This window comes from Paenibacillus sp. MY03, from assembly GCF_002165585.1.
GTDB lineage: Bacteria > Bacillota > Bacilli > Paenibacillales > Paenibacillaceae > Pristimantibacillus > Pristimantibacillus agaridevorans.
On the sequence record NZ_MXQD01000124.1, the window covers coordinates 1 to 373 of the forward strand.

1 protein-coding gene is annotated in these 373 nt (G+C 45.3%); it reads right to left on the bottom strand.

The window, feature by feature from the left end:
* On the bottom strand, positions 1 to 373 hold a 373-nt coding region (locus tag B1748_RS37180), incomplete at both ends, for a hypothetical protein (RefSeq protein WP_179216020.1).

Sequence of the window (373 nt, forward strand, 5' to 3'; positions counted from 1 at the left end):
GGAATATTGTAGCTCATAATCAGCATGATCTTGATTCCTTTGTTATGATAGGTGTCAACCCAATCATAGTTGCTCCAATTCCACGTGCTTGGATCCGCAACGTTGCCTACGTTATTCTTATAGTCGGCAACAGTCGTATTGGGCACAATTTGGACGAGATAAGCATCCCTTCTCATGAAATTAATGCCGATTGACCGAAGCGTATCTACATCGGCCGGACTATCCAACTGATTGACGGCTCCCCCAAAATTGTTAGCATAACCTGTTCCGTTATTAACAGAAAAGTTTGCCGTAACCGACGTCGCCGCATACCCTATTTCGGGAAATCCCGCTAAAGAAGCAACCAGCAACACAACCAGCATGCAGCAGCTAA